Here is a 1,582-nt window from a genome sequence, read left to right as displayed (position 1 = left end):
AGCTTGGCGTTTATCCTCGGCGGGCTTGGTGTTCCTTGATCGACTCGGCGCGTTTGACGGTTTTACCGACGTCGTGACGTTTGGCCCGGTGCTTGTTCTTCGAGCCGGGAGGCCGTCCCGGGCCCGGCTTGGACGGTTTCGGTGCGGCCGCCGGACGTGCCGCCGTCGCGCGGATGTTGCGAAACCCCCGGCGGACGCGGGCAGGAGTGAGGCGGCGGGGTTCGGTGCGGCGTTCCCAGGGGCGGCGGAGGTCCTCGGCGAGGGGGCGGGCGAGGCGGAGCTGGGTGTGGGCGGCGATGACGAGCCAGGTCCACAGGTCGGCGCTGTCGGCGTGGCGGACCTTCGGCGCCGTCCAGCCGAGGGTCTGCTTCAGGAGCCTGAAGGTGTGCTCCAGGTCGAATCTGCGGAGGAAGGACTGCCACCAGCGGTCCACGTCCGCCGGAGTCGCGGCAGCGGCTGAGCACCACAGCCAGACCGGTTTCGGGTCGCGGTCGCCCGGCAGTCGCTCGACCTTCAGCCGCATCAACGTGCCGTGCAGGAGGGGCAGTTCCTCCTTGACGTGGTCCAGCCAGGGGCCGCGGTGGGTGAGTCGGGGGTGCATCCGGTCCCAGGCGATCGTCTCGGCCTTGCCGTAGCGGGTGGTGTCCGTGGCCGTGGTGACGTCGGGCTCGTGCCAGCTGTCGGGCTTGGCGAAAGTGAGGACGCCGCCGTGTCGGCGGGGCCGCCCGCCCTTCGGGCCGGAACGGGGCGGGCCGGGGTCGCGGAGCATGACCCGGTCCGAGCGCAGGCGCCCGAGCAGCATCACCGGCAGGCCGGCCAGAGCGTGGGCGAGGTAGGTGACGTCGTAGCCGGCGTCCATCACGATGAGGATCTCCGGGTCGCCCGGCCGCCAGTGCCCGGCCTGCGTCAACCGCTCCACGACATCGCGCAGTTGGGCGGCGGTGACGAGCGTCGCGTCGTCGGCGGGTCCCAGGCGCACGGCGTCCAGCAGCGCGACCCAGGAGGTGCGGCCGGTCTCCAGCGCGGCCACGAAGGAGTACGGCCAGCCCGGCACGAACTGGTCCCTGCTGCGGTCACCACGCCCGTAGACGTGGCAGAACAGCCGGTCGTCGCTGGTCGGCGCATCGGGGCGGAGCCAGTTGCTCACGTCCACGGCCAGCACGACCCGGCCGTCGGCCGCCTTCGGCAGCGGCAGCCCGGCCAGCACGCGGCGCAACCGCGTCGGCTCCAGCCAGCCCCGGTCCAAAGCTCCGTACAGCGCACCGTGCCCACGCCGGTGCTCGACCGCCAGCGACAGCTCGACCAGCGTCTTCACCGGCCCGTCCGCGCACAACACCGCGTCAGTGAGCTCGAAGAGCGCATCCGCGCGAGCGTAGAGGCATTCGTAGAATTCGACCCGAAAGCGGGACAGCACGTCCAAGGCCTCGCCCGCGGACGCATCGACAGACAGACTCATACACAGCGGCCGTTCTCTTGTACTTCGTGACTCGACATCTCGAAGCGTGGAGAACGGCCGCCTCCGCTGTCCCGGGAAGAACCGCAGATCAGCAGGTCGGGTGACCTGCGACGTTAAACGTCAAGC

1 protein-coding gene is annotated in these 1,582 nt (G+C 70.8%); it reads right to left on the bottom strand.

Translation table 11 applies throughout. The features are described 5' to 3' along the window. Positions 1 to 10: 10 nt before the first annotated feature. On the bottom strand, positions 11 to 1,456 hold the full coding sequence (locus ACFYR0_RS37745) for an NF041680 family putative transposase (protein ID WP_389338913.1): 1,446 nt from the start codon (positions 1,454 to 1,456) through the stop codon (positions 11 to 13). Positions 1,457 to 1,582: the final 126 nt, after the last annotated feature.

Source organism: Streptomyces sp. NPDC005017, assembly GCF_042873115.1.
In the GTDB taxonomy this organism is placed as follows: Bacteria; Actinomycetota; Actinomycetes; order Streptomycetales; family Streptomycetaceae; genus Streptomyces.
This window is presented reverse-complemented; position numbering and strand designations above follow the sequence as displayed.

Excerpts from the sequence above, each read along its gene's own strand:
- ACFYR0_RS37745 (WP_389338913.1), bottom strand. The coding sequence starts at position 1,456 with ATGAGTCTGTCTGTCGATGCGTCCGCGGGCGAGGCCTTGGACGTGCTG.